Here is a 22,050-nt window from a genome sequence, read left to right on the forward strand (position 1 = left end):
TGTACGGAAATTCAAGGGATACTGTTTGAAGCTGAGCGGCAGCCTAGGACGATATTACCACGTCATACTGCCGCCGTTTTCTGTTATCAATACCAATGATTAGCCCAAAAAAGCAATAGAACGCTTCACTTTCCTGGCGAATGCAATGGGATTATCAATCGACTCCCAATGAATATACATAAGACGCGGGTTGTCAAAGAGCCAGTGATTATGGACTGCTGTTACCTTTATCCCGTTTTTACGAAGGTTTGACAGCAAACGGTTTACTTGGTTTTGGAAGAGAGCCGTTTCCCCTAAACATAGTGCACGTCCCGAACTGTTCAAGGATTCGAATGAGAACAATTGATAGCGGACCAATGGGGATGTCGTTTTTCTGCCTAATATGGACGCATTGAATACTCTATTTCTGGAGACGAAACAAACGGGACCTCTTGTAATTTCATGCTCTGTTCCACCTAAAATGGCTGAAAATCGGTTACACAGTCTTCTAAACTGGGGACTTGCCTTTGCTTTTGCCTTTACTTTGCCCATATCCGTCATCCTTTCGATTATGATGAAATGAAAACTTCATGGCTCCACCATGTTATCCCAGGAATGCGATGGACTCTTTGGTTTTCCTGGCGAATACGATAGGATTCTCTATCGCTTCCCAATGCATATACATTAAGCGCGGGTTTTCTTTTAGCCAGTGGTTGTGAAGTGCCGTCACTTTAATCCCACGTTTGCGGAGATTCGACATCAAACGGTTCACCTGATTTTGGTGAACGGCAGTCTCGCCCAAACAAAGGGCACGACCCGACTTATCAAGGGATTCAAACGAAAACATTTGAGCGCGAACTAAAGGGGAAAGCGTTCGTCTTCCCAAGATTGTTTCTCGAAGATTTGCAAGCCGCATGACAAAACAAACCGGCCCATTTTCAACTTCCGACTCGCCCCCTAATATTCTTCCAAATCTGGCACAGAGCCTTTTGAATTGTGGGCTAACCTTCGTTTTCGCTTTATGCGCCATAGTAATCCTCCTTTTGTCAATCTAGAAATATCTTATGAATGACAGTAAAAAGGGAAATGAGTAAATAGTGGTTTTTTCACATGAAAAAGACACAGATTTCACTCTAGTTTAGTAGCGTTAGATGCGCTCTGTTTCGTCCGGCCCGTAGAAAAGATGGACTGACGTGAAAAGAATAGGAACGCCCGATTCACCACATACTACAAACGCTATATCTATACCATGAGAGGTGGAGCGTCCGGATGAGTATGACAATGAGTCGGCCCGTGACCGACGTACTTAATAAACAGGTTGCCAACTGGTCTGTGCTGTATATGAAGCTGCATCATTATCACTGGTTTGTCAAAGGCCCGAATTTTTTTACCCTGCATGAAAAATTTGAGGAGCTATACAACGAGGCAGCCAAAAATGTAGATGAGCTGGCAGAGCGGTTGTTAACGGTTGGAGGTAAGCCTGTTTCGACGTTGAAGTCCTGTATGGAGCAGGCTTCCATTAAGGAAGCGACAGGTGGAGAGTCTGCGGATCAGATGGTAGAGGCAGTCGTGAGCGATTTTACACTCCTGATCAAAGAGCTCAAAGAAGGGATTGCAGCCGCGGAAGCAGGGGACGATGAAGCGACTGGCGATATGTTCTTGGGGATCATGGACAGCTTGCAAAAGCATGTGTGGATGCTGCAAGCTCACTTGGGAAAATAACGAGAAATTCTTTTGCAAGCAAAGCTGATGCCATGGGGTGTCGGCTTTTTTCCTATGTACTCATGAAGGCAAAGTGCAGAGCTGGTCTGATTTGGGGCAACGCCCTTGTTCCCAAGAAAGACATGCTGGTGTAAACTAACCTTGTGTGAAATAAAGAAAGCACTTTCATGATGGAAAGGATGTACATTCCCATGGCATCACCCTATGCTACATTTAATCGCGAGCAGTGGAGTGCTCTGCGGGCTTCCACGCCGTTGACCATATCTGATAACGAGCTTTCCCTTTTGCAGGGCTTGAACGAGAAAATGTCCATGACCGAAGTCTCTGACATTTACCTCCCGTTGTCCCGTCTGCTGAATTTATATGTCGGAGGCACGCAGGAGCTGTACCAGGCAACTCACACTTTTTTAGGGAACCAGGATGGCAAGGTTCCATTCATTATCGGAATCGCAGGTAGTGTGGCTGTAGGCAAAAGCACAACGGCTCGCATTTTGCAGACGCTGTTGTCCCGCTGGCCGAATCATCCGAAGGTCGATTTGGTAACGACAGATGGATTCCTGTATCCGAACAAGGTTCTAGAAGACAGAGGAATCATGAAGCGCAAGGGATTCCCCGAGAGCTATGACTTGCGCCGTTTTATCAATTTTTTATCCGATGTAAAATCGGGCTTGCCTGAAGTGAAAGCGCCAGTTTATTCCCATCTTGTGTATGACATCGTACCAGATGAATGGCAGACCGTCAGACAGCCTGACATTTTGATTGTCGAAGGCTTGAATGTGCTGCAACCACCTAGAGGTGACGACAATGATGCTCGTATTTCCGAGGTGATTGTTTCCGATTTCTTTGACTTCACGATCTACGTGCATGCGGAAGAGAAGCACATCCTGCAATGGTATGTAGAGCGGTTCAAGCTGCTGCGCCAGACCGCGTTCTCCGATCCATCCTCGTATTTCAAGCGATATGCGAGTCTGTCTGACGAGGAGGCGACTGAGGTAGCCACGGGTATCTGGACGGAGATCAACGGAGCTAACCTGCGCCAAAACATATTGCCGACGCGTGTTCGCGCACAATTGATTTTGGACAAAGGGCAGGATCATATGATACAAAGCGTGAAGCTGCGCAAGCTGTAGATAAAAAGGTGGGGGACGGTTGTCATGAAAGTGATTAGTGCCTGTTTGATCGGCTGTGAATGCCGTTACGATCAGAAGTCATGCTTGGACCAAGAGCTGGAGCAATTGCTCCGGGAAGGAAAGGCTATCCCCGTCTGTCCTGAACAGCTGGGAGGTTTGCCAACACCACGACCGCCAGCAGAAATCATCGGGGGGACGGGAGAAGATGTTTTGGATGGCAAAGCACGCATCATAGACAACACAGGCCAAGACGTCACCGAAGAATTTTTGATGGGGGCGAACCAAGCGCTGAAGCTGGCGAAAACGGTTGGAGCCACATCTGCCATTTTAAAAGAAAACAGCCCGTCCTGTGGAAGCTCCTTTGTTTACGATGGCAGCTTTTCCGGGAAAAAAGTGCCGGGTGTCGGGCTGACGGCGGCGCTGTTTCGCAGAAACGGGATTGAGGTAACATCTGAGTCTATAGTATCCAATGAATAACAAGGGGGGACGCGATGGATAGCGTCCCTCTTTTTACAACTCCTTCAACAACCTCTCCAGCTTCTTCTGTTGATCCTTCCGTTTCTTTTTCGCGATCCGGTCTTCTTCTTGCAGGGCCTTGACAAGAGAGAAGCACATCAGGACCATGATGACGGTAAAAGGCAGCGCTGCCACAATGGAGGCTGTCTGTAGGCCTTCTAAGCCGCCGCTTAACAAGAGAACGATTGCGATTGCGGATTGGAGGATGCCCCACGTGATTTTTACCCGATTTGACGGGTCCAGATTGCCATCAGAAGACAGCATGCCAAGCACGAAAATAGCTGAATCCGCCGATGTGATAAAAAACGTGATGATCAACAGAATCGCAACGACAGCGAGAATGTACCCCATGGGCAACTGCTCCAGTGCGAGGAACAATGCAGTCGAGATGTCACGTTGCACTGCTGCCCCTATAGCCGCTTGATCAAAAATCTCGAGGTGAAGCGCTGTCCCGCCAAACACCGAAAACCAAATAAAGCTCAACAAACTCGGTACGAGCATCACGCAAATGACGAATTCCTTGATCGTGCGACCTTTGGAGACGCGTGCGATAAACATGCCGACGAACGGCGCCCAGGCAATCCACCACGACCAGTAAAACAGTGTCCAGTTAGCTACCCATGTGCCTTGTGTAAACGGGGTCAGCCGCAAGCTCATCGAGATGAGATTGTTCAAATAACTGCCCAGTGTACTGGTGAAGGCGTCAAATATAAACGAGGTTGGTCCCAATGTGAGCGTCAGCAAGAGGAGCAACAAGGCCAAAACCAGATTCGTATTGCTCAAATACTTGATTCCCCGATCCAGTCCTGTCGTAGCCGAGAGCAAAAATAGGACCGTAATAACGGAAATGATCACGATTTGCACGGTGGTGTTGGTCGGCAATCCAAAGAGGTGAGACAAGCCTCCGTTTATTTGCAGAGTTCCAAGACCAAGTGAGGTTGCGACACCGAATGCCGTGGCGATGACAGCTAGAATATCAATCCCTTTTCCAAGCGGTCCGTGTATGCGTTCACCGAGCAGCGGGCCAAAGGTGGAGGAGATCAAGCCCTTTGTTCCTTTGCGAAATTGAAAATACGCGAGAGCGAGAGCGATGAGAGCGTAGATCCCCCAAGGATGCAGACCCCAGTGAAAAAATGCATACCGCAGAGCAGTTTGTGCGGCTTCGGTCGTTTGTCCAGTCACGCCTGCTGGCGGAGAGAAGTAATGAGAGACGGGCTCCGCCACTCCCCAAAAGACAAGACCAATCCCCATCCCAGCAGAAAACAACATAGCAAACCAGGTAGGCAGTGAATACTCCGGCTCGTCATCGTCGCTCCCCAAGGGGATTTGTCCGTATCTGCTAAAGGCAAGGAAGATGCAGAAGATCAGAAAACCGAAAGTTACGATTAAATAAAACCAGCCAAAATTCGTCGTGGTCACTTTTAGTACTTGGGAAGCCGCTGAGGCGAAAAGCTCAGGAGAAATCGCGCCGAACAGCACAATGACAAATACAATGACCAAGGATATCAGGAAAGTCATCTCTATCCTCCCGGGAATCTACAAGAAATGGTAATAGTTTATCATCCCGCGGGATTTCCAAGATTATTCCGGATGTGACCGCCCTTAAATGGAGTTACGATGAAAACGTCTCGATAAACCGATTCGCTGCTTTGGACAGATGACGTCCAGACTGCCAAACGACAGCAGCGGAAGAATAAATGGAAGTCCCGGAGAGTCGAATCCCGCGAATTTGTTCGCTCTGATGAGTCTCCCATGCCGAGATGGGGACGATAGAAGAACCGACCGAGGAGGCGACCATGCTGACAATGAGAGAGATGTCCGGGCACTCGCAGATGACGTGCGGTTCCACACCTAGACGGGAGAATTCCTTGATAATCAAGTCGTAGATGCCCAATCCTGGCGTGCTCGGCATGATGAGCGGAAGCTCCGCGATCTCGCGCATTTCGATTTCCTTGCGATCGGCATAGGGGGAGGTGGCAGGAACGATGAGCACAAAATCCTCTTCCTCCAACGGAATCATGGTGCAGTTGTTCAACGAGTGGGGAAGGCGTACGATAGCGACTTCTATGGTTCTGCGCTCCAGCCACTGATTGAGGAGCTGCGTATCGCCTTTCCAGATTTTATACGTAATGAGCGGATACTTTTGCTGAAACACACGAATTTGTTCTGGCAGGCGATAGGCCGACAGTGCACTGACACCGATGGACAGCGTCCCACGAATGCCTTCGCCTGTTTCTTTGACCTCGGAGAGAGCTTCCTCCATTTGATGAACGATATTGAGTGCCTGTTTATAGAGAGTGACGCCTGCTTCCGTCAGGACCATTTGTTTTCCGGAGCGCTCAATGAGCATGATCCCGAGCTCCTCCTCCATTTGCTTCAGTTGCTGACTCAACGGCGGCTGAGCCATGTTCAGCCTTTTAGCCGCCCCCGTTATTTGACCTTCCTCTGCTATGGCGATAAAGTAACGCAGTTGCCGAATATCCACACACAATGCCTTCTTTCCTTACGAGAATAGTTCCATATGAAAACGATATGAAAATTAGATTATATGGATATTTTTCATATTGATGAAGCTATGATAGCATGTTTCCTGTGAATCTTCACTTCATGGAAAAGACATAAAAGAAAGAAGGGAAATCCGTGCGTACGTGGATGGAAAAGCTATTTCACTTGCGCGCTTACGACACGACGTTTCAAAGGGAACTCATCGCCGGATTTATTGGCTTTGTCACCATTGTCTACATTGTTGCCGTAAACGCTTCGATTTTAAATGATGCTGGAATACCGATGGAAGCAGGCATTCTGGCGACTGTATTGACGGCATTTATCGGGTCACTTCTTATGGCTTTTTGGGCAAATGCTCCGATTATTCTGGTTCCCGGAATGGGGATCAACGCCCTGTTTACGTTCACATTATGCCAATCGATGGGCCTCACTTGGCAGGAAGCGTTGGCTGCTGTTTTTGTTTCGGGTCTAATCTTTACTGTGATTGCCTTTACCAAGGCCGCGACGATATTGTCCAATGCGATTCCCGCTTCGCTAAAAGAAGCGATTACCGTAGGGATTGGGTTGTTCTTGACCTTCATCGGTCTGCAAAAGGGCGGGTTGATCGTCATGAATCCGTCTACATTTGTCGCGCTGGGTGACTTGTCCAGCCCGCATGTGATCGTCACGCTGATTACTTTGATTGTTACGTTGATTTTGTTTGTTCGCAATGTGCCGGGCAACTTCTTGATCGGAATTGCGATTGGTACAGGACTTGGCTTTTTGTTCGGGATTGTCGAGCCAGGAGGGGGAGGAACGTTTTCGTTCGCGGATTACGGAAGCGTTTTTGCGGGTCTTTCCTTTTCTGCCATTTGGGCGCTGCCATTTTGGATCGCGACCTTCTCATTGGCGATGGTCATCGTCTTTGAAAATATTGGCTTGATTCATGGACATACCTCGATGCTTGGACAGCCGCAGAAGTTCGGCCGCTCGCTGCAAGCGAACGCGTTGTCGGCTGCCATCTCTGGCATTTTGGGAACCAGTCCGACAGTTTCAACGGTGGAGACCGCGGCAGGAATTGCAGCAGGAGGACGGACGGGACTGACCGCACTTGTAACAGGCACCTTGTTCCTGCTCTCACTCGGTTTGCTGCCTGTCATCAAAATGATTCCGGATGGAGCCATTGCTCCGGTGCTTATCATCATTGGCGCACTGATGCTGCAAAACGTACAGAATATCAATCTGAAGGACTTCTCGGAAGGCTTCCCGGCCTTTTTGATCATCGCGATTATCCCGCTGTCCTACAGCATTGTAGATGGGATTGCGTTTGGATTCGTGGCGTATCCGCTCATGAAGCTGGCATTGGGCAAACGTCGCGAAGTGCCTGCGCTGATGTACGTCATCGCGGGATTGTTCTTGCTGAATCTGATGCTGCCGATTTTCGCATAACGAGTAGTCTTCCCTCGACTTGGGTCGGGGGTTTTTTGTTCTGTTCTCTAGAAAGTGGCGCAAGGATTGTGAAATAATGGATGGAAAGTCGAAGGACAGGAGGATTTTCCATGATCCATGAGATGACGTTTCAATTGCGTACTTCAAATTTCGCCAAAGGACAAGCCTGGTACCAGAGCTTCCTACAGAGAGAGCCGGATTTTGTTCCGCATGAAGGTTTTGCTGAATGGGAAGTCTTGCCTGGGTGTTGGTTGCAGTTGGCAGAGGGGACACCAGCGGAAGGAAGCGGTCCCGTGCGTTTTGCTGTGGTCGATATCGAGATGGAAAGAGAAAGACTGATCCACGAGCTGCAAATCGAGCGGTTTGAGATTTTTCAACGGGAAGAGGTCCCGGTCAAGTGGGGGACGTTTGCCGATCCATGGGGGAATCGTCTGGGGTTGTTCGAGTACCTGGATGCGGTTGAAAAAGAGGAGAAGCAAAAAAGACTTGCAAAAAAGTCCCTTTGCCAATGAGAGTGGCAAAGGGATTATTTGTGGAGAGATGCTTAAGAATTATCGATTTACCAGCGTAAACGCTTGTTTTACTTGGTCAAGAGACATCATCAGAGGGATGAATTTCTTTCCTTCTTTGCTTGCTGGATCAAATACCGAGTCTTGAGGCAAGCTTGCTACATATACCGTGTTGGTTGCTTGGTTACGTGCAATTTCAGTGCCGACTGGCGGCTCGTCCGGGTTGTTCAGTTTTTTCCAGTCATTCAGATCAAACGCAGTGATAACCACAACAGGTGTACGATCTTCCGCTTTGTCAGCATTGAAGATGAAGCGGGTTACACTCTTAGCTTCTGGCAAGTATTCGTCTGCATTTGGTCCGGTTTTTTCCTCAACAAGGATGTTGCCGTTCCAAGATTTTGGACCTTTAAAAGCAAAGGCAGAGTCTTGGCTTTTGAACGTATCATGATAGACTTCGAGTGGTTTTACGGCTGGTTCGAAGTTGGCACTCATCAATTCCCATTTGGTTTGGTTCCACTTCCATTTGGATTTGAGGTAGCCGCGAACATCTGCATTGTAATCACCAGTCAGACGCTCTGTGCCTTCCAGTACGTAGAGACCATTTTTGTTTAGATCGATTGGCTTCAGTTCCACGAAGTCCGCTCCGACTACACCTGCTTTGTTTTTATCCAGACCTGGCAGGCTGAGCTCTTTCGCTTTTCCATCCTTGATGGTGTAGATGTGATTGGTTGTGTAGCCACCGCTTCCGCCAGTGCTTGCAGTAACCATGATCTCGCCTTTTTTATCGTAAGTGAAATCTTGAACGGAGAGCTTCGGCTCGTAGCCGTCGTCCTTCACGTCGATGTTAAAAGATTTCTTCGTTTTGCCATCTGTTACTTTGATAGTGAGATCCTTAACGTATGGGCTGTTTTTCTCTTTTTTCCCGTACAGAACGACTGTGTCTGCGGCCTTGTCACCCGTTACGTCTGCTGTTTTTTTCGTAATCTCTTGCAAGCCTTTTGTTGTAGCAGTTGTGTTGCTTGCATCTGCTGTAATGGCATACCCACCAGTGAAAAGTACGGAAGTAAGTACTGTTCCTGTTACGAGTTTGTTCAAGTGTTTCATGTGTTTCATGTGATGAATCTCCTCCCCAGTCTTGTTGACTGATCATGATGAAATGTGTAGTGTGCTGTATTTTGTGCTTGTCCTTGCTACACGTTCATTATGTACGATAGGGTGGATGCGTTGGTTACAGACTGTCGACATAAAACCTACAAATCGGTAACAGGTAAATGTTAGTGTGCGAGGAGGTTGCTCGCTTCTTTTAGTAGTGCCTCGCTGCTTTGCTCCAACAGCATCGGGTAGAGACGTGTTTTGTCCGGAGCTAACGCGAGGAGCTGATCATATACCGCAGCGGAGGCATAGAGCAGGTCAGAATCGTGAATAATCTGCTGCAAGGAGCGTTCATCAGCGAATCCCGCGGTCATATGTTGAATCTGTTCGATACCTGCCTCTTGTACACGGCCCGCCATCCATTCCCCGCCCTTTTTTCCGAGACAAACAAACCCAACTGTACGGCCTGCCTCCAAGCGAGCGATCTCCAGAAGCGTGCTCGTCTGGGCATTTGCTCCAATAATGAGAACTGATTTATGATAACGAGCAGCTAATTCTTTTACTTCCTCTGCATGGTTGACGGTGGTGACAATTTGGTCGGCATCTTGTAAGGCAGGGAGGACATCTGAATGGTTTTCAAGATAGGCAACCTGAATGGGCTGACCGATGATCTCTTCTATTTTCCTACGATAAAAAGGATGATCATGCTCGTGACATTCCACCAAGAGCCATCGAGCTTCTTTTTTGGAGCGGGAAAGAAACAAATGTCCGTAAGCAATCGAAGCAAGCATAAGCTCATCCAGCGAAAACGGGAGCTGCTGTGCCTCGGTCATGATTGTTTTGGCGTGATCAAAAAGCGATTGCTGACGCATGCGAAAGGCAGTAATCGCAGGTTGGTCTGCGATAGAAGTACCGCGACCCTTTTGCATATGGACGAGCCCTTCATCCCGTAGCTGTGTGTATACAGCATTAATGGTGTTGCGGTTGACTTGCAACTGATCGGCTAATTGGGCAGCAGGTGGAAGCATTTCCCCCGGTTGAAGGTGGCCTAGGCCAATGAGAAGCTTCAATTGTTCTTTGATTTGCACATGGATCGGGATTGGAAAGTCCGCATTTAGCCGCACAAGTGATTGAGTCATGGATATTCGCCTCACAGTTTGGTGTTTGTATTCATTTTACTAAATATCTAGGTAACTAGCTATTATTTGTGTTTTTGTAAGATACCTTACAGAACAAGAAAGGGCCACTTGCTACGATGTGAGTAGGAGGTGGCTGTGATGAGTGGTGGATGGAGGATAAAAGAATTTGTAGGTAAAATGAAGGGGAGAAGCAGAACGCCCTTGAAAATATCTGGCTCGGTTGCTTTGATTGGGGGCCTTGGCGGATTAGTGACGATAGGGGTACTGGGCATGCTGACGGAATTAACTACCGCTGTCTGGTTGATGGCTTCCTTTGGGGCCAGTTGTGTGCTTGCTTTTGTGGCCTGGGATTCGCCGTTATCTCAGCCTCGCAATATTATCGGGGGGCATTTTTTCACCAGCTTGGTTGGCGTGCTGCTCTATCAAATAGGCGGATCGCAGCTGTGGGTCGTAGCAGTTAGTGTCGGTCTTGCGATTGTCGCCATGCATGTGACGAAAACGACGCATCCTCCTGCGGGTGCCAATCCGATCGTCATTGTCATGGATGGCAAGGGGTGGGAGTTTTTATTGTCTCCGGTACTCATAGGGGCAGTAGTGGTGGTGCTGATTGCTCTGTTCGTCAATAACATGCATAAGAAACGTGCGTATCCTGTGTTTTGGGTATAGCAGTATCACGGTAAAGAATGGCCGCCTTTTAGTAGGTGGTCATTTTTTCATGTGGAAGGAAGAGGGTAGGGTAATTGACAAATGAATTTAAATACATAAAAGTATAGGTAACTAGGTATTTAAAATAACGAGGGATGTATCATGAGTGAGCCGATCAAGCATGAGGGAATGGGGGAGCAAATCGTTCTTGCCAAGAAAACGGTGTTTCAGACACCGGCTGACACGCGAATGGGCATTTTCTTCATTCAAAAGGGACTCCTGCGGTTCTCTCGGCTGAACGAGGATGGAAAATCCTTTACTGTGGGATTGCTGGGACCTGGAGCTGTATTTGGCGAGATTGAGGAAATGGTGCTAGGGTCACGCGCTGTCTACATTGAAGCGATGCAAAAAACGACCCTTACTCATTGGAGTGCGACTCGGATGGTAGAAATGCTGCAAGCATGTCCACCAGACTTGAAAGAAATGATGTTCCAGTTGTCCAAACGATTGGGCGAACAAGAGGAGCGGATGGAAAAGCTCGCTTTGGAATCGGTTAGGGATCGCGTACTCCATCTGTTGGTTCAGTTGTGTCAGCGATTTGGAAAAGTAGAAGAGCCATTTTGGAAATTGACGGTATCTCTCTCCCATCAGGAAATTGCCAATATGGTGGGGGCGACCAGAGAAACCGTTTCATTAGCTTTAGCCAGTTTGGTCGATGAGGGAATGGTGTTGGTGTCCCGCATGTCGATTGCTGTGCATGCATCGAGAATGGTTGATAAAATAAAAGAATGCAAGTAAAATGATTGAATGCTCAAAACGGGCCGCGGTTCGTAAACTCCCGCGTTATCAAAACTAGGAGGAAATCATATGTTTAATTTTTGGATCGGAGTTCTTTTTGCTCTGGTGAACTTCGGGTTGTTCCTGCTCTGCTACCGATTATTCGGCAGAATGGGACTGTACGCGTGGATCGGGATGGCTACCGTACTGGCCAACATTCAGGTGGTCAAAACAATCGAGATGTTCGGTTTGGTCATGACGCTCGGCAATACGATCTATGCTTCTATTTATTTGGTAAGCGATCTATTGAATGAGAAGTATGGGGAAAGAGAAGCGAAAAAAGCCGTGTGGTTCGGCTTCTTTACCTTAATTGCGGCAACGATCATCATGCAGCTCGTATTGGTGTTTGAACCACAGGAAACAGATATCGCCCAAGGTTCCTTAGAGACGATTTTTGGCTTGATGCCAAGAGTGGCATTGGGTAGCTTGTGTGCGTATTTTGTCAGCCAATTTGTCGACGTGAAAATCTATTCGTGGTTGAAGAAAAAATGCCCAGGCCCAAATCAGCTCTGGATTCGGAATAATGGAAGCACGCTCTTCAGTCAACTGCTCGACTCCGTTACCTTTTGTACGATTGCCTTTTTGGGAGAATTCCCGATGGACGTATGGTGGCAAATCCTGTTGACTACCTACCTGATCAAGTTTATCGTATCGGCAGCTTCGACGCCGGTTCTTTATATTGCACGCAGTATGAAAGTAGACGAAAGCTAATTGACAAAAACAGAGAAAAACCGCCAAGAACGATGGAGCTTGGCGGTTTTTGTTTTTACAAGTTTAGAAGGATTATACAAACTTTACATCAAATTTACATAAGGTTCAGGTTATACGTTTACCATCTTATAGTAGTTACTTCCGAATGATGTGAGGAGGAATGATGCAAGAATGTTGAAAAAAAGAGGGAATACTTCCCGATGGCCGAAGCTGGCGTTAATAGCCGCGGTCATGATGGGAACTGTTTTGCCGACCGGGTGGATGCCACAGGCAAAGGCCGCGCGGGCTGATCATGTGGTAATCAGTGAGGTGTATGGGGGTGGTGGGAACTCCGGTGCTCTGTACAAGAATGACTTCATTGAACTGTATAACCCGACAGACACGGCTGTTTCGGTTGGAGGCTGGTCCGTGCAGTATGCTTCTGCTACGGGAACGAATTGGGCCAAGACAGACCTGACAGGAAGCATTGCCCCTTACGGCTTTTATTTGGTACGGCTAGCATCATCGGGTGCAACAGGGGGTGAACTGCCTACTCCTGACGATAGCGGGACACTGAACTTGTCAGGGTCGAATGGGAAGGTTGCGCTGGTCAAGGATGGTGTCCCGTTAACAGGGACGGATGTCACCTCCCAGGCAAATGTCGTGGATATGGTCGGTTTTGGTACTGCGAATTCATCTGAGGGCAACTCACCAGCACCAGCTCCCTCGAATACGACCAGCGCCCAACGCATTAGCGACGCCAGCGGCATGGTGCCGAACGGAGGAAATGGCTGGGATACCAATAACAACAGTAACGATTTTATTACAGGGACACCTACCCCGAAAAACACGCAAAGCCCGGTAGAACCGCCGCTACCAACAGACGTGACCGAAAAGCTGAATGCTACAGAACTTATTTTTGATCATACTGATCCTATCCAAGCAACAATTCGCGGCTATGCCGGTCAAGGGCGGACGATTAAGGTTTATGTGAGTCAGCCTACAGGAACAGGTAGCGACACTCCTTTAGCACAGCAAGATTCGGATGCTTCCGGACTAATCGAGCTGACTTTTGCCAATCCCGATCCAAATGCGCAGGGAGTCTATCTCACGGCAACGGAAGGGAGCAAGAAGGAGAGCGCAAGTATTGAGCTGAGGCCAGCGGTAGCCAGCCCAGCTTTGATCCAGGAAAAAGTCAGCCTGCAAGCATTGAACGGTGTGGGCGAGCTGCGAGGAGAAGCAGGAGCGGCAGCAGGGAATGCGATACTGCGCGCTTACGATCCGCAAAAACAACCGCTGATGCTTAGTAACAAAGAAACAGGAACGGCACAGGCAAACGGGTCATTTTCTTTTACGATTCCAAACATCGATCAGTTGGATCATATTCTCGTAACGCAGCAAACAGTTGGGGAATATGGCAAGTCGTTTGAGAGCTCAGAAGTTAGCGTCACCAAGTCAGCCGTAGGTTCGACGACGATTGCTGAAGCAAGAAGCACCCCGGTAGGAACGAACGTGATTGTCGTCGGAACAGTGACGGCGATGTTTGAAGCGGGCGGACAAAACAACGTGTATTTCCAGGATGAGACGGCAGGACTCGTACTTCGTGCGCCAGGGTTGACTGGCAAAATTGAAGTGGGAGACAAGATCCGAGCAACCGGAAAAATGAATGATTATTATGGACTGGCTCAACTTGAGGCGCTCACCAATAACGTGGAAATCGTGCAAAAGCAAGCAGGTGTGCCTAACCCGCAAGTTGTGACTTCCACTGATTTTGCGGCTGCTACAGGAGAGGCTTTGGAAGGTAAGCTGGTGACGGTAAAGGTAGTTACAATCAAATCGGTATCAAGCGGCAACTACACGCTGGAGGATCAGCACGGTGCGTTTGTGTCTCGACCGGATGCTTCTCTTCCGCTTCCAGTGAACAAGAGCTATGCAGCTATTACAGGCGTGGTGAACTACGACCGCAATGTATACAAGCTGGTGCCGCGCACTGTCGCTGATCTCGTAGAGGACGAGAATAAAGTCCCCATGGTCACAGCGAGTCCGGCAGGTCCTATGGTGACAAAAGGAACAAATGTAACGCTCTCAACGGTGATGGCTGACGCTACGATCTTCTATACGATAGATAGTTCAACGCCAAGCAGAGGAAGCATCAAGTATACGGGACCGATCCAGATTGACGCGGATACCATCCTTTCAGCCATAGCCGTCAAGGATGGCTACACAGACAGTAATGTAGCGACCTTCCGCTACGTGATTCAAAAAGAAAACGTTCGGATTCATGATATCCAAGGAACGTCCCACCGATCAGCGATGGCGGATGGAACGGTGAATAATGTTCCGGGAATCGTAACGGCTATCGTCAGAAGCGGCAGCAATGTGCAAGGCTTTTATATGCAAGACCCGCAACCGGACGCAGACCCATTTACCTCCGAAGGCATTTACGTTTACGAGCCAAAAGCAGTGGTCAACCCTGGCGATGAAGTAACCGTCAGCGGAACCGTCAAGGAATACGTGCCATCGAACAGAGCGGGTACAGACCTTACCCAGACGCAAATTGATGCGACCTCATACGCCGTTGTCAAGCCAGGCCAATCACTCCCAGAACCACTCATCCTGGGCAAAGATAACTATGAATATCCAAAAGGGATCATCGACAACGACAGCCTTGGCAAATTCGATCCGAATCAAGACGGCATCGACTTCTGGGAAAGTCTCGAAGGCATGCTGGTACAGATCGACAATCCAGTCGTCGTTGGCGAAACCAAGACGTTTACGAATCCACGTGCAACGGAATTTGTCGTTATCGATGATCGGGCCCATCCGAGTCAGCCACGTACGCCAGCTGGCGGTGTGGTACTGGAAGCCAATGATTTTCACCCAGAGCGCATCACGGTATCAGACAAACTCGAAAAGATTACTGGAGAGGTAAAAGTCGGCGACAAATTTGATGGACCACTGGTAGGCATCATTGACTACAGCTTCGCGAACTACAAGCTGTTCCATACACGCGAATTTACGGTACAGGCAAGCCATTATGAGCCGCCAGTGACGAGTATTTCTCCAAAAGAGGACAAGCTGACAATCGCTACGTACAACATCGAGAATTTCTCGGCTAAAACTGATTCTGCCAAAATCAATCGCATCGCCGAGACGATTGTGGATAACATGAAGGGGCCGGATATTATCGGTGTGGTGGAAATGCAGGACGACAATGGGCCGACGGACAATGGGCAAACAGATGCTACACAGTCTGCGGACGCATTGATCAAAGCGATTGAAAACAAAAATGGCCCGACTTACCGATACACCGATATCGCGCCACAGAACAATCAGGATGGTGGACAGCCAGGAGGGAATATCCGTGTTGGGTTCTTCTACAACCTAGAACGGGTACAACTGGCAGATGGAACGCCAGGAGGCGCGACAGATGCAGTACAAATCGAGACAAGAGATGGCGTGGCGCATCTTTCCGTCAATCCAGGGCGGGTAGATCCGACCAACGAGGCGTTTGCTTCGAGCCGTAAGCCGCTGGCAGCGGAATTCATTTTCCAAGGCGAGCCTGTCATTGTCATCGCCAACCATTTCAATTCCAAGGGTGGCGATCAAGCACTGTTTGGAAAAGATCAGCCGCCACTGCTGGTGAGTGAAGTACAGCGCATGAAAATTGCCCGTGTGTTAAATAACTTTGTAAAAGAAATCCATGCGGCGGAAGAGAAAGCAAATGTTGTGGTGCTGGGCGATCTCAACGATTTCCCGTTTTCGAATCCGGTGCAGGAATTGGCAGATGGCGTTTTGACCAATATGGTGGAGAAACTGCCGAAGGGTAAGCAGTATACGTACGTGTACCAAGGGAACTCCCAAGTCTTGGATCAAATTTTGGTCAGCAACCATTTGGAGGATGACACGAAGGTTGATATCGTTCACATCAACGCTGGTTTGACGGAGAGCGAGGGACGTGTGAGTGATCATAATCCTGTCCTTGTACAGTTGGACTTGAAGGATCGAGGCACGCCGGAAAAATCAGCACAAGAAGTGGCAGAAAGCATCACGCAGCTTACACAGCCAGCAGCGGGTGAGAAGCGCTTGAAGCTGCCAGAAGTACCTACAGGCTTTACCATTGCGATCAAGTCGTCTAGTGATCCAGCGATTATTGCGCTAGACGGTAAAATTACGCCGCCAAATCGCCAGACGAATGTAGAACTGATTTTGGAGGTCACACGATTATCCGATCAATCGACAGCAGTTACTAAAGCATTGACAGTAAAGGTTCCAGCCAAGCCGGACTCACCACCGCCAGTTACACCGCCGGACAGAACACCGACACCGGACTCACAGCGAGAGTTGAACAAGCAAGCCGCTCAGGTCATCTCCGCAAGTAACGAGGAGAACAGCATTTTGGGACAGGTGGATCAAGTTCTCAGTCATCTGGAAAAACTTCTGGATGCTGAGCAATGGACGCCGACTGAGAAATGGGAGACAGTCACCGATACGATCACGACTGTACTCGAGGCAGTGGCCGAGCAGGCCGAGTTAGGAATCATTAGTGAAGAGACACTCCAAGATGTGACGAAGAGCTTTTTGGACAAAGCATTTGACCCGCTCACAGAAGATGGCATTGAGGATGAAGAGATTGCCCGGCTGGCACTTGCCTCCTTGACGAGCTTGGCGAAAACAGCGCTGGAGCCGCTCGATGAAAAGGATATTTCCAAAGAGGTAGCCAAGCATGTCCGTACGCTGGCGGAAGAGCTTTTGAAAAAGCTTGGCACTGTCGTCATTGAAGATGGGGATGAGATCAAGGCAGATGACGAACAAGTAGATGAGCTTCTAGACGTACTTGGGGAATTCATGAAAGCAATCGAGTCCGTGAAAGACAAGATCGGCTTTGCTCCGGTACTGTTCGTTCAGGTGGGAGAAAGCGATGACGATTCGATCGATACGCGTTCTCGCAAGGAAGAATTAAACGAACCGACGGTAACCTTGGAGCAGAAGCTGGTTGAGCAATTGAAGGAAAAAGAGGTAGGAATCCGAGTCACCTTGGACAGTGAAGCATGGGTAGAAGTGCCGGGCGCATACTTTTCTGCTGAGCGTGCACGAGAGTTTGCTCTCTCCCTGACAGAAGCAGATGGAACCGGCTGGAAGGGCGTGCCAAACCCGGGCGAAGCTTATCAATTGCAAGCGTGGAGCAAGGGTAAAAAGCTGACAAGCCTCGGAAAAACAGGCTTTACACTCGGGCTACCAGTCGCAGAAGACGCAAGCGAAAAGCTTCAAGCCTACGTGTTCCGAAGCAATATGTGGAGACCAGCTATGGGACTTAAGGGAAAACCGATCAAAGTGGTAAAAGAAGACGATGTAGGAATCTTTACAGTGGCGACGGCTTCCTCTTATGTTGTCGGTGAGACTGCCCTGAAAAGGATCGAGATCAAACCGAAGTCTCTCAAACTAGCACAGGGTGAGGAAGCACAGCTCGAGGTTACAGCTATTCTCGGAAACGATGCAGAAGAAGACGTTACGGATGCAGAAGGAATCGAGTTCACATCGAGCAAGCCCGATCAGGTAGAGGTAGATGAAACAGGCCGGATTCTCGTTTTGGAGGATGCCAAACCAAAGACGAGAGTAACCATCACGATCAGCTATGCTGGCAAAACGGCCAAGGTAACCGTTACAGTTAAGTAGCAACGAGTAAAAAAACGGGGTGGGAGATAGCTTCCCAGCCCGTTTTTGTTGTGGAAATGGATTAGATACGTGCCATCCCCATCGCTTTTTCAACCTTGTACAGCATCTCGTTCGCGACCTTATTCGCTTTGTCTGCCCCGGCAGTCAGGATATCATCCAGCTCAGAGGAGTGGAATAGCTGCTCGAAGCGTTCTTGAATCGGACGGAGTGTTTCTACCACAACTTCAGCCAGCTCGGTTTTGAATGCGCCGTAGCCCTTACCCTCATACATCGCTTCGATCTCATCCAGTGTTTTTCCGGAGCAGAGGGAGTAGATGGTCATGAGGTTAGAGACAGCAGGCTTTTCTGCTTTGTCATATCGCACAACGCTGTCGGAATCCGTTTGCGCGCGCTTGATTTTTTTCGTGATGGTGTCTGCATCATCCAGCATGGAGATGAAGGCGCCTTGGTTTGGATCGGATTTGCTCATTTTCTTGGTGCCTTCAGCAAGAGACATGATGCGTGCGCCAGTCTCCGGCAGGCGAACTTCTGGAATGGTGAAAATATCGCCATAACGGTTGTTAAAACGAGCGGCTAAATCACGAGTCAGCTCCAGATGCTGCTTCTGGTCCTCACCTACAGGGACGAAATCAGTGCCATACAGCAAAATATCAGCAGCCATCAATGGAGGATAAGCCAGCAGACCGCCTGGAATGGATTCGCCGCGACCATCGGATTTGTCCTTGAATTGAGTCATGCGCTCCAATTCACCCAAGTAAGAGGTACACAGCATGATCCAGCCGAGCTTGGCATGGGCCGGTACTTCCGATTGGACGAACAGCGTCATTTTATTCGGATCGAGGCCAACGGACAAATAGAGAGCCGCGAGACGACGGATGTTCTCGCGCAGGACAGCAGGCTCCTGTGGAACGGTGATCGCATGCTGGTCTACGATGCAGTAAAAGCAGTTGAACTGATCTTGAAGCGGAACGAAGTGCTTCATTGCGCCCAAGTAGTTGCCGAGTGTCATAATGCCGCTCGGTTGAATGCCGGAAAAGATGGTTTTCATGAGAAAGCTGCTCCTTTCAATCGTGAAATATGAATCTTGAATGTCCGCTTTAAAATACAAAAAGGTCCATCCGCCCTGGACAGGGACGAATGAACCGTGGTGCCACCCTTGTTATTTCACGCAAGGAATCATCCATACGCAAAATCTCTTTGATCCGTACCGTTTCTGTGTAAGACAGCTTGATACGGTGTCCATTGTAACGTACGGACGTAACGCCAAAGCCTACTGCCGCCATGAGAGCGGGTTCGGTTTGGAGCTCGGAAGCCCATTCATCATTTCCTTAACACTGATTCGCACCAACCATCAGCTCTCTGAAGTCTCGCAAAATGACTACTCTTCTTCCTCATTGCCATCAAATGATACCCTTTGAGCAAACATTTTACCCACTGTCGAAAGAAAAAGCAAGTGGGTCTTGACAAGAAAAACCAAAAGTTGTAAAAGTAACTCAATAGTTATATAACTGATGAGTTACTTTTGGGGTGAAAAAATGACCAATGACAAATTGTCAAAAGGGGAGCTGAGTCGCAGTCGGTTGCTTGCGGCGGCAGCTTCTGAGTTCGCGGCAAAAGGCTTTCATCGTACGCGGGTGAGTGACATCGTGAAAGCAGCAGGCCTGACACAGGCGTCGTTTTATCAGTACTTCGACAGCAAGGAAGGTCTGTACCAGCAGTTGACGGACACATTCGTCACCAAGTTGTGGGAATTGGCGGACAGCGGTCAAAAGGTAACGGCTTTGACGAAGGCAGATGCCTTCCATCAGGTACGGGAGAATCTGCTCGCTTTGTTCCGATTTTTTCAGGAACAGCCTGACTTGACCCGGATCGTGCTGTATCAGGCAGAAGAGGGCGAAGAGCTGCATCGTAAGCTGGCTTCGATTGTTGCTGTCAACTTGCGACAAAATCAGAATGCCGGGCATGTCCGTATCGAGTTGTCTGTGGAGGTGGCGGCAGAGGCAATGATCGCAGTCGTAGATCGTATGACGACGCGGTATTTGCTGACGGGGGAGAAAACGGCGGAGCAGCTTGCGGACGATGCAGTATCTTTTTTGGCATATGGAATTTTGCAGGCAAACGAATAGGAGGAGGGTGCGTGTATGCTGGAGTTGTCCCATCTGATTTGGCTGTTTTTAGTCGTTTTCATGTTTCATGATTTCGAGGAGATCGTGATGGTAGAAGGGTGGGTGCGAGCTAAAAAAGACATCATTAGACAGACCGTGCCAGAACGGCTTATAAAGCTCATAGAGCCGTCACTTTCGATGAACACGGCGCAATTTGCCGTCGCAGTTTCTTGTATTTTCGCAGTGTTATCGGCAGCGGTCATTCTGACTGTCACGACACTTTCGGCTGGAACGTACCTCCCGTTTTTTCTGGTTTGTCTACACGTGATGTTTCTCCATGTGTTCATGCATGTTGGGCATACCGTTGTCCTTCGCATGTACACACCAGGTGTAGTGACGGCTGTAGCATTGGTTTTGCCGTATAGTTTGTATACGTATGATCGATTGCTTGAGGCTGGGATTGTGACGTGGTCGATGCTATGGAGCACGTTGCCGTACAGCTTGCTGATCGTACCTGTTTTGTACGTGACACACCGGATTGGGGAGGCAGCAGGTAATATGATCCCTCGATGAGAAAAAGAGAGGGAGTATGTTATCCTAGTAGGAAGAGATTGGTGTGAAAGAGGGAATTTTGTTGAAGCTGCGACTAGGCGTAATAGGCGCGGATGATTCACTTGCCATCATCGAATCAGTCATGCGAGAGTTTCCCGAAATTGAATACTTGCCGATTGTCTATTGGAAAGAAGAAGAAATCCTCGATCTGATCTTGCCGCATGTGGATGAGGTGGACATGTGGCTTTTCTCCGGACAGGTCCCTTATGCCATGGTGAGCGAGTCAGGCAAGGTCCAAGTGCCGATGGCTTATGTGCCTCATCTCGGTGCGAGCTTGTACAGAACCTTGCTTCACCTGTCTCATCAATTGGGAATCCGGGTGGATGAAGTGAGCTTTGATACATTTTCACCAGAAGAACTGGAGCATTTTATGGACGAGGCGGGTATCGCTGGTGGATACAAATGGCTCAAGCATTACGAGGGAGCAATTTCAGCCGATGAACTGGCCGATTACCACGAACAGCTTTGGAGGGCAGGCAAGACAAAGATGGCTGTCACCTGCTTGCGGACAGCAGATGTAGAACTGGCACGGAGAGGTGTCCCTGTACATCGGGTCGTGCCTACACGTGCAGGCGTGATTTCGGTCATTCACATGCTTTTGCGAACGCACGAAATGCTTCACTTCAAAGATACCCAAATTGCCGTGCAGATGATGGAGATCGATCCATTTCGCGAGCTTGCCGGTGGCAACTTTTCCACAGATGAATGGCAAAATGCCGAGATCAAGACGATGGAAAAGCTGTTGCGCTACGCGAAGCATTTGCAAGGCTCACTGAAGACAGCGGGTCCCGGACGCTACGTCATTTTTACAACGCGGGGCAACCTGCAAGAAGTGACCCGTGACTATGTGACCATGCCGAATTTGGAAGAGCTGTTTGGCATTCGCGCTGATCTGGTGACGTGCGGAATCGGGATCGGCAAGACCGCTTATGAAGCAGAAATCCACGGTGGCGCGGCTTTGCTGCACGCCAAAGAGCGCGGGACAGGTAATTGGATGGTCTTCTTTGATGACAAAAGCGTCGTAGGGCCGCTTGGTCGTGATGAACAGATCACCTATCGGTACGACTCAGAAAAGCTGCAAGAGCTCAGCCAGCTAACCTCTCTGAGTGTCATGACGCTCGCCAAGCTTTACTCCATACTCAAAAAGCGAGGCTCTCAGGAAATTCATGCGACAGAATTAGCCTCATATCTGCAAATTCTGCCACGAAGCGCCAGACGAATCCTGATTGAACTGGAGTCAAAGGGACTAGCACAAGTGATCAGAGAAGAAAACCCGCACCCGCGCGGCAGACCGCGAAAGGTGTATCGGATCGTATGGCAATCGCAATTGTAATAAATTTACCAATTAATCATTTCTTTCGGGAAATGATTTTTTTGTCGTTAAAAAATTGTTCTCAAATTCACATTTATGACAAATAATAAGAGATGTAAACAACTATGAACTTACATAAAAAACAATATTTTC

The 22,050-nt window shown here is 48.8% G+C and carries 19 protein-coding genes and 1 other annotated feature; of the genes, 12 read left to right on the top strand and 7 right to left on the bottom strand.

Annotated elements, in window-relative coordinates; genetic code table 11:
- Positions 1-99: 99 nt before the first annotated feature.
- Together AB432_RS06950 and AB432_RS06955 are read right to left on the bottom strand one after the other, a co-directional pair.
- Positions 100-531: a DUF1259 domain-containing protein gene (locus tag AB432_RS06950; protein ID WP_048031631.1), complete on the bottom strand. Its 432-nt coding sequence runs from the start codon at positions 529-531 to the stop codon at positions 100-102.
- A 52-nt stretch (positions 532-583) separates the two neighbouring features.
- Positions 584-1,009, bottom strand: coding sequence for a DUF1259 domain-containing protein (locus tag AB432_RS06955; RefSeq protein ID WP_048031632.1), 426 nt, complete (start codon positions 1,007-1,009; stop codon positions 584-586).
- A 239-nt stretch (positions 1,010-1,248) separates the two neighbouring features.
- On the opposite strand from AB432_RS06955, the gene AB432_RS06960 reads away from it, so the two are divergent.
- The 3 genes from AB432_RS06960 (at position 1,249) to AB432_RS06970 (ending at position 3,308) form a co-directional block, all read left to right on the top strand.
- Entirely contained in the window at positions 1,249-1,701 is a 453-nt protein-coding gene (locus tag AB432_RS06960) for a Dps family protein (protein ID WP_048031633.1), read from the top strand.
- Between the two features lie 191 nt (positions 1,702-1,892).
- Positions 1,893-2,831 carry a type I pantothenate kinase gene (gene coaA, locus AB432_RS06965; RefSeq protein WP_235617632.1) on the top strand — a complete coding sequence of 313 codons (939 nt, stop codon included), beginning with the start codon at positions 1,893-1,895 and terminating at the stop codon, positions 2,829-2,831.
- A gap of 24 nt (positions 2,832-2,855) precedes the next feature.
- A complete protein-coding gene (locus AB432_RS06970) occupies positions 2,856-3,308 on the top strand; it encodes a 2-thiouracil desulfurase family protein (protein ID WP_048031635.1) in 453 nt (150 codons plus the stop codon).
- 33 nt (positions 3,309-3,341) lie between these two features.
- Here AB432_RS06970 and AB432_RS06975 read toward each other — a convergent pair whose 3' ends face one another.
- Together AB432_RS06975 and AB432_RS06980 are read right to left on the bottom strand one after the other, a co-directional pair.
- Positions 3,342-4,865 carry a glycine betaine uptake BCCT transporter gene (locus tag AB432_RS06975; protein WP_048031636.1) on the bottom strand — a complete coding sequence of 508 codons (1,524 nt, stop codon included), beginning with the start codon at positions 4,863-4,865 and terminating at the stop codon, positions 3,342-3,344.
- Positions 4,866-4,959: 94 nt separating this feature from the next.
- On the bottom strand, positions 4,960-5,832 hold the full coding sequence (locus AB432_RS06980) for a LysR family transcriptional regulator (RefSeq protein WP_048031637.1): 873 nt from the start codon (positions 5,830-5,832) through the stop codon (positions 4,960-4,962).
- A 167-nt stretch (positions 5,833-5,999) separates the two neighbouring features.
- Between AB432_RS06980 and AB432_RS06985 the strand changes: the two genes are divergently transcribed.
- Entirely contained in the window at positions 6,000-7,280 is a 1,281-nt protein-coding gene (locus tag AB432_RS06985) for an NCS2 family permease (RefSeq protein ID WP_217366623.1), read from the top strand.
- 110 nt (positions 7,281-7,390) lie between these two features.
- Positions 7,391-7,792, top strand: coding sequence for a VOC family protein (locus AB432_RS06990; protein ID WP_048031639.1), 402 nt, complete (start codon positions 7,391-7,393; stop codon positions 7,790-7,792).
- A 39-nt stretch (positions 7,793-7,831) separates the two neighbouring features.
- Here the strand turns inward: AB432_RS06990 and AB432_RS06995 are convergent, their stop codons facing one another.
- Positions 7,832-8,902, bottom strand: a complete 1,071-nt coding sequence (locus AB432_RS06995) for a hypothetical protein (RefSeq protein ID WP_048031640.1) — start codon at positions 8,900-8,902, stop codon at positions 7,832-7,834.
- 161 nt (positions 8,903-9,063) lie between these two features.
- Positions 9,064-10,020, bottom strand: coding sequence for a GntR family transcriptional regulator (locus AB432_RS07000; RefSeq protein ID WP_048031641.1), 957 nt, complete (start codon positions 10,018-10,020; stop codon positions 9,064-9,066).
- Between the two features lie 138 nt (positions 10,021-10,158).
- Here AB432_RS07000 and AB432_RS07005 point away from each other — a divergent pair, with 138 nt between their 5' ends.
- From AB432_RS07005 to AB432_RS07020, 4 genes are all read left to right on the top strand, one after another.
- Positions 10,159-10,686 (top strand): HPP family protein, encoded by a 528-nt coding sequence (locus AB432_RS07005; protein WP_048031642.1) that lies wholly within the window; start codon positions 10,159-10,161, stop codon positions 10,684-10,686.
- A gap of 141 nt (positions 10,687-10,827) precedes the next feature.
- Complete coding sequence (locus tag AB432_RS07010) at positions 10,828-11,463, top strand: Crp/Fnr family transcriptional regulator (protein WP_235617633.1); 636 nt, start codon at positions 10,828-10,830, stop codon at positions 11,461-11,463.
- Positions 11,464-11,532: 69 nt separating this feature from the next.
- Positions 11,533-12,213, top strand: a complete 681-nt coding sequence (locus AB432_RS07015) for a queuosine precursor transporter (RefSeq protein WP_048031643.1) — start codon at positions 11,533-11,535, stop codon at positions 12,211-12,213.
- A gap of 171 nt (positions 12,214-12,384) precedes the next feature.
- Positions 12,385-17,868: a chitobiase/beta-hexosaminidase C-terminal domain-containing protein gene (locus tag AB432_RS07020; RefSeq protein WP_048031644.1), complete on the top strand. Its 5,484-nt coding sequence runs from the start codon at positions 12,385-12,387 to the stop codon at positions 17,866-17,868.
- Between the two features lie 61 nt (positions 17,869-17,929).
- On the opposite strand, the gene trpS is transcribed toward AB432_RS07020, so the two are convergent.
- Positions 17,930-18,916, bottom strand: a complete 987-nt coding sequence (gene trpS / locus AB432_RS07025) for a tryptophan--tRNA ligase (RefSeq protein WP_048031645.1) — start codon at positions 18,914-18,916, stop codon at positions 17,930-17,932.
- 78 nt (positions 18,917-18,994) lie between these two features.
- Positions 18,995-19,272: a binding site (T-box leader), on the bottom strand.
- Positions 19,273-19,379: 107 nt separating this feature from the next.
- Between trpS and AB432_RS07030 the strand changes: the two genes are divergently transcribed.
- Genes AB432_RS07030 through AB432_RS07040 form a run of 3 tightly spaced genes read left to right on the top strand, consistent with a single transcriptional unit; the run spans position 19,380 to position 21,918 of the window.
- Positions 19,380-19,994, top strand: coding sequence for a TetR/AcrR family transcriptional regulator (locus AB432_RS07030; RefSeq protein WP_201265918.1), 615 nt, complete (start codon positions 19,380-19,382; stop codon positions 19,992-19,994).
- 15 nt (positions 19,995-20,009) lie between these two features.
- The gene (locus AB432_RS07035) at positions 20,010-20,546 is read left to right on the top strand and encodes an HXXEE domain-containing protein (RefSeq protein WP_048031647.1); all 537 of its coding nucleotides are present in this window, start codon (positions 20,010-20,012) and stop codon (positions 20,544-20,546) included.
- A 43-nt stretch (positions 20,547-20,589) separates the two neighbouring features.
- Positions 20,590-21,918, top strand: coding sequence for a helix-turn-helix domain-containing protein (locus AB432_RS07040; RefSeq protein WP_235617634.1), 1,329 nt, complete (start codon positions 20,590-20,592; stop codon positions 21,916-21,918).
- Positions 21,919-22,050 lie beyond the last annotated feature (132 nt).

This window comes from Brevibacillus brevis, assembly GCF_001039275.2.
GTDB lineage: Bacteria > Bacillota > Bacilli > Brevibacillales > Brevibacillaceae > Brevibacillus > Brevibacillus brevis_C.

Excerpts from the sequence above, each read along its gene's own strand:
- AB432_RS07015 (WP_048031643.1), top strand. The coding sequence starts at position 11,533 with ATGTTTAATTTTTGGATCGGAGTTCTTTTTGCTCTGGTGAACTTCGGG.
- AB432_RS07030 (WP_201265918.1), top strand. The coding sequence starts at position 19,380 with ATGAGTTACTTTTGGGGTGAAAAAATGACCAATGACAAATTGTCAAAA.
- AB432_RS06950 (WP_048031631.1), bottom strand. The coding sequence starts at position 531 with ATGGGCAAAGTAAAGGCAAAAGCAAAGGCAAGTCCCCAGTTTAGAAGA.
- AB432_RS06955 (WP_048031632.1), bottom strand. The coding sequence starts at position 1,009 with ATGGCGCATAAAGCGAAAACGAAGGTTAGCCCACAATTCAAAAGGCTC.
- AB432_RS06975 (WP_048031636.1), bottom strand. The coding sequence starts at position 4,865 with ATGACTTTCCTGATATCCTTGGTCATTGTATTTGTCATTGTGCTGTTC.
- coaA (WP_235617632.1), top strand. The coding sequence starts at position 1,893 with ATGGCATCACCCTATGCTACATTTAATCGCGAGCAGTGGAGTGCTCTG.
- AB432_RS06985 (WP_217366623.1), top strand. The coding sequence starts at position 6,000 with ATGGAAAAGCTATTTCACTTGCGCGCTTACGACACGACGTTTCAAAGG.
- AB432_RS06990 (WP_048031639.1), top strand. The coding sequence starts at position 7,391 with ATGATCCATGAGATGACGTTTCAATTGCGTACTTCAAATTTCGCCAAA.
- trpS (WP_048031645.1), bottom strand. The coding sequence starts at position 18,916 with ATGAAAACCATCTTTTCCGGCATTCAACCGAGCGGCATTATGACACTC.
- AB432_RS07020 (WP_048031644.1), top strand. The coding sequence starts at position 12,385 with ATGTTGAAAAAAAGAGGGAATACTTCCCGATGGCCGAAGCTGGCGTTA.
- AB432_RS07010 (WP_235617633.1), top strand. The coding sequence starts at position 10,828 with ATGAGTGAGCCGATCAAGCATGAGGGAATGGGGGAGCAAATCGTTCTT.
- AB432_RS06960 (WP_048031633.1), top strand. The coding sequence starts at position 1,249 with ATGAGTATGACAATGAGTCGGCCCGTGACCGACGTACTTAATAAACAG.
- AB432_RS06970 (WP_048031635.1), top strand. The coding sequence starts at position 2,856 with ATGAAAGTGATTAGTGCCTGTTTGATCGGCTGTGAATGCCGTTACGAT.
- AB432_RS06995 (WP_048031640.1), bottom strand. The coding sequence starts at position 8,902 with ATGAAACACATGAAACACTTGAACAAACTCGTAACAGGAACAGTACTT.
- AB432_RS07035 (WP_048031647.1), top strand. The coding sequence starts at position 20,010 with ATGCTGGAGTTGTCCCATCTGATTTGGCTGTTTTTAGTCGTTTTCATG.
- AB432_RS07005 (WP_048031642.1), top strand. The coding sequence starts at position 10,159 with ATGAGTGGTGGATGGAGGATAAAAGAATTTGTAGGTAAAATGAAGGGG.
- AB432_RS07000 (WP_048031641.1), bottom strand. The coding sequence starts at position 10,020 with ATGACTCAATCACTTGTGCGGCTAAATGCGGACTTTCCAATCCCGATC.